The organism is Bradyrhizobium sp. P2_E8, from assembly GCF_056403875.1.
In genome coordinates this window covers 1-3,679 of sequence record NZ_JBFUES010000778.1, presented here as the reverse complement: position 1 = coordinate 3,679, position 3,679 = coordinate 1, and the positions used below count along the sequence as shown (strand labels likewise).

The 3,679-nt window shown below is 63.9% G+C and carries 7 protein-coding genes; 3 read left to right on the top strand and 4 right to left on the bottom strand.

Going from position 1 to position 3,679, the window contains the following annotated elements; genetic code table 11:
- On the bottom strand, positions 1-459 hold a 459-nt coding region (locus AC1D00_RS31635; RefSeq protein WP_477013364.1), incomplete at its 3' end, for an SDR family NAD(P)-dependent oxidoreductase.
- Positions 460-569: 110 nt separating this feature from the next.
- Between AC1D00_RS31635 and AC1D00_RS31630 the strand changes: the two genes are divergently transcribed.
- Complete coding sequence (locus AC1D00_RS31630; protein ID WP_477013363.1) at positions 570-1,121, top strand: TetR/AcrR family transcriptional regulator; 552 nt, start codon at positions 570-572, stop codon at positions 1,119-1,121.
- Between the two features lie 12 nt (positions 1,122-1,133).
- Here AC1D00_RS31630 and AC1D00_RS31625 read toward each other — a convergent pair whose 3' ends face one another.
- Positions 1,134-1,823 (bottom strand): hypothetical protein, encoded by a 690-nt coding sequence (locus AC1D00_RS31625; protein WP_477013362.1) that lies wholly within the window; start codon positions 1,821-1,823, stop codon positions 1,134-1,136.
- A 233-nt stretch (positions 1,824-2,056) separates the two neighbouring features.
- Positions 2,057-2,284 carry a hypothetical protein gene (locus AC1D00_RS31620; RefSeq protein ID WP_477013361.1) on the bottom strand — a complete coding sequence of 76 codons (228 nt, stop codon included), beginning with the start codon at positions 2,282-2,284 and terminating at the stop codon, positions 2,057-2,059.
- On the opposite strand from AC1D00_RS31620, the gene AC1D00_RS31615 reads away from it, so the two are divergent.
- Positions 2,177-2,932: an alpha/beta hydrolase family protein gene (locus AC1D00_RS31615; protein WP_477013366.1), complete on the top strand. Its 756-nt coding sequence runs from the start codon at positions 2,177-2,179 to the stop codon at positions 2,930-2,932. The two genes, AC1D00_RS31620 and AC1D00_RS31615, sit on opposite strands and share 108 nt — an antisense overlap.
- 94 nt (positions 2,933-3,026) lie before the next feature.
- Here the strand turns inward: AC1D00_RS31615 and AC1D00_RS31610 are convergent, their stop codons facing one another.
- Positions 3,027-3,224 (bottom strand): hypothetical protein, encoded by a 198-nt coding sequence (locus tag AC1D00_RS31610; RefSeq protein WP_027546335.1) that lies wholly within the window; start codon positions 3,222-3,224, stop codon positions 3,027-3,029.
- Between the two features lie 364 nt (positions 3,225-3,588).
- On the opposite strand from AC1D00_RS31610, the gene AC1D00_RS31605 reads away from it, so the two are divergent.
- A partial coding sequence (locus tag AC1D00_RS31605) for a cold-shock protein (RefSeq protein ID WP_477013365.1) occupies positions 3,589-3,679 on the top strand: 91 nt, incomplete at its 3' end.

Sequence of the window (3,679 nt, the reverse complement as noted above, 5' to 3'; positions counted from 1 at the left end):
GCCGATGTTGATGATGCGCCCGTGTCCCTGGCGGCGCATGTGGGGCACGACGGCGCGCGTCATTCGCACCAGCCCGAAAAAATTGGTCTCGAAGATCGACCGGGCCTGATCGAGCGAGCTCTCCTCCGCGCCGGCAGGAGCAACTCCGACGCCCGCATTGTTCACGAGCAGATCGATGCGGCCAGAGCGCCGGATCAGCTCGTTGACGGCGGCGTCCACGGATTCATCGCTGGTCACGTCGAGGGACAGCATCTCGAACGATCGTTTGCCGGCCTCGGCCCCGCGACGGCTGGTGCCGTAAACCTTGTAGCCGGCTTTCGCGAGCCGCTCGGCGGTTGCCTCGCCGATGCCTGACGAGGCGCCGGTCACGAGGGCGATCTTCCCATGGGGCTCAGCCATCTCTTCTCCTGATGATGCCGGGCGGCGGAGGGCGATCACATCGCGCACGCGGGCCGGCATCGGTTCGAGGGTTCGGTCTTTTGATTACGATCGTAATCATTGCATAAAATGACGATCGTAATTATAACTGTCAAGGCTCCCCGGTTTTCCACGGGCCAAAGGTCTGCAACATGCGCATCTCGAAGGAAAAAGCGGCCGAGAACCGCGACCGCATTCTCAAGGCCGCATCCCGCCTGATGCGGGAACGCGGCATCTCAGGGGTCGGCGTGGATGCGCTGACTGAAGCCGCCGGGATGACCCACGGCAGCCTCTACAGCCAGTTCGGCTCAAAGGAGCGGCTGGTCGAGGAAGCGGTCGCCGACGCGATTGCGGCCAAAGGGCGGGAGCTGCGCGAAGACGCGACTGTCGATGACTATGTTTCCGAATATCTCTCGGCGGAGCACCGCGACGACCCGGGAAGCGGCTGCCCCTTTGCAGCCTTGTGTTGCGAGATGCGGCAGCAGAGCAAAGGCGCACGCGAGCGCTTTACGGCCGGGGTGAGGGGCATGGTCGGATGGCTGAGCAGCCGGATGGATAAAGAGACGAAGCTGAAGCGGCGCGATGACCAGGCGCTTGCGACCTTATCCTCCCTGGTCGGGGCGCTCGTGCTCGCCCGGGCCGTGAACGATCCCAAGCTGTCGGACGATATTCTTCGCGCGGCCAGGAACGGGTTGGGCGGCTGACGGGGCGTTCGCCTATGTCGCGGCGACGTCCTGCGGCGTCATCGTGAACGCCAGCCGGTAGCGGCCGGCCGTCGGATTGTCCTGCGCGCCCGCGGCATGCAGCGCTGACGGCGAGAGCTGTTCGGCCACTGCACGCTCGACCACATCGGCATCATAGCCTGACAGCAGCACGATCCAGTCGGCGGCGCCGTCCCTGCCGCGGATCCTCTGTTCGGTCGTGGGTGAGCTCGTCCTGGGCGTGTCGGTCAGGAGGAGGTGTGCGCCCGTCAGCCCTGCCTTCTGTGCCATTGCGCCGAGCGCCTCCGAGAGGTGTGCCTGCAGCTGCGCCTCCTGTCCGGCCCGCGGCGAAAGCCGGATGGTCGCGAGCGAGGTCGCGACGCCGCCGCCGAAGCTCGCGGCGACACGGCATTGGCTGCGCACCATGCCGAGATGATGCGGCATCATCCTGGTCGACCACGGCGTCGGTGCGTTGAGGCGGTCCAGATATCCGCGCGACGTCAGCACTTCGTACTGCTCCAGCTCGTAGAGCACGAAGAAGCCTTCGGCGTCCGTCGTGCTGGTCCAGCGCGATCCTCTCAGGAAGCCGGGAATGCTGATCCGTTCCGGAAAATGTTCGTGCGAATGCCAGTCGCCGAATTCAGCGCGCCGCTCGGGACGGATATTCCACCACATCGCGACGGCTGCCTTGCCGAGCAGAGACATGCTGACCTCCCTGTTTTGCAGCACTTTGCCTTGACGCCAGCGCCGGGAGCAAGTCGTTCACCCTTAGCGAGTTGAAGCCACAAATTTGCTGCCGTTCTCCGGTCAGCTTGCGGCCGGGATCAGGGGGACGTCCGTTGCGCGGCACGCTTTGGGCTTTCGCTGTCACGCTCTGTTGCCTCGGCTCGCCTGCGAAGGCTGCAGGCATTCAGCTTCTCCAATCCGACCCCGCACTGTCAGGCGCGATCTAGTATCCCTGCGCGGCGGAGCCGACACATGTCGCGCTTGGCAGTCTTTCGGCCGGTGTCGATTTCGACCTGAAGGGCACGAAGGATTGTCTCGTCGCCGGCGCAAAGCTGCCGCTGGTCGTCTTTTCGCACGGGAGAGGCGGCTGGTTCGGCCAGCACCATGACACGGCGGCGGCGCTGGCCGATGCCGGCTTCGTCGTCGCTTCCATCAATCATCCAGGCGATTCCGTCAGCGACTCCTCGCAGCGCGACACCCTGTCGGTCTGGGGATCGCGCCCGGCGGACATCGTTCGTTTGCTCGATTTCGTGTTGAACACCTGGAAGGACAGGGCGGTGATCGATCCCGCCAAGGTCGGCTTCTTCGGCTTCTCGCTCGGAGGAGCTACCGGCCTCGTGCTGATGGGGACCAGGCCGGATTTCGCGAGGGTGGCCAGTTTCTGCAAGGAGACGACCGGCGCTTGCGCACAGCTTCACAATGGCGAGACGCCGCCTGACCCGATACAGGATGCGCGCATCCGCACAGCCGTCATCGTTGATCCCGCGCCAGGCGTCCTGACGCGCGAGAACCTCGCCGCCGTCAAGGTGCCGTTCCAGTTCTGGCGATCGCAGTTCGGCGGGCCCGGCGTCGGCGATGGTTCAGGCACGGAGCGCGTTGCGGAGGGATTGCCGGGCAAGCCCGAGATTCATGTCGTGCCGGCCGGCCACTTCGCCTTCCTCGCGCCTTGCTCGGCCGAGCTTGCGGCGGCCGTGCCGCGCATCTGCACCGACGTGCCGGTGGGTTTCGACCGGGTTGCCTTCCATCGCGAATTCAATACGGCCGTTGTGCAGTTTTTTCGCGAGCAGCTTGGGAGCGGAGATCGCTGAGGGCGCAGCTAAAATCGAGGCTATCCGACGCGCGGTCGCCGTGGCGGATTGATCACGCCGCTCTGTCCCGCGAAATCGACTCGATATTGTTGTGTTACGTCGGAGCCCTCAGGCCCGGAGAGCTGAGCCATGCATCGATCTGGATGGCCGTCTCGTCCTGCCGCACCCTTCGCAGCAGCATCTCGCGGCGCCGGCCGGGTGGGAGTAAGCGGGCCTCGTCGCGCAGACGGCCGACCTCGTTGATGAGCCGCTGTTTGAGAGTTTGACTCTGTTTGAAGCGACGCCGTTCCATAGCAATGCTCCCCTTGTTCGGATGGGGCGGGAGCGCAACTGGCGTTCTCATCACCGGTAAAAGCCACGGGCCGGGCGGTGACGAGCAACCATACCCACAAATCCGTAGAGTGTATGTTCACTAAGATACGTTGTTCGCCGAAAGTGTCGCAATCCTCAAACACTCCGCCGAAGCCGGCGCCCAATTAAATCCGGTCCAAGCCTTGTAACCGACCGTGATGGGGTATACCTTGTCGCCATTCGTTCAGCCGCTGTGCCTTGTTGAATGCGCCCGCGGGCTCCTTTTTCCAGAGACATCGACGAATTGAATCGATTCTGCGTGAGCGTCACGCGGGCTACGCGCATGCGCGCTTTGGAGAAGAAGAATGCCGACAGGAACAGTGAAGTGGTTTAACGGCCAGAAGGGCTTTGGATTCATTCAGCCAGACGACGGTGGCAACGACGTGTTCGTTCACG

Bases quoted from the DNA above. Each gene is read 5' to 3' on its own strand.
- AC1D00_RS31630 (WP_477013363.1), top strand. From the start codon at position 570: ATGCGCATCTCGAAGGAAAAAGCGGCCGAGAACCGCGACCGCATTCTC.
- AC1D00_RS31625 (WP_477013362.1), bottom strand. From the start codon at position 1,823: ATGTCTCTGCTCGGCAAGGCAGCCGTCGCGATGTGGTGGAATATCCGT.
- AC1D00_RS31620 (WP_477013361.1), bottom strand. From the start codon at position 2,284: ATGATTGATGGAAGCGACGACGAAGCCGGCATCGGCCAGCGCCGCCGC.
- AC1D00_RS31610 (WP_027546335.1), bottom strand. From the start codon at position 3,224: ATGGAACGGCGTCGCTTCAAACAGAGTCAAACTCTCAAACAGCGGCTC.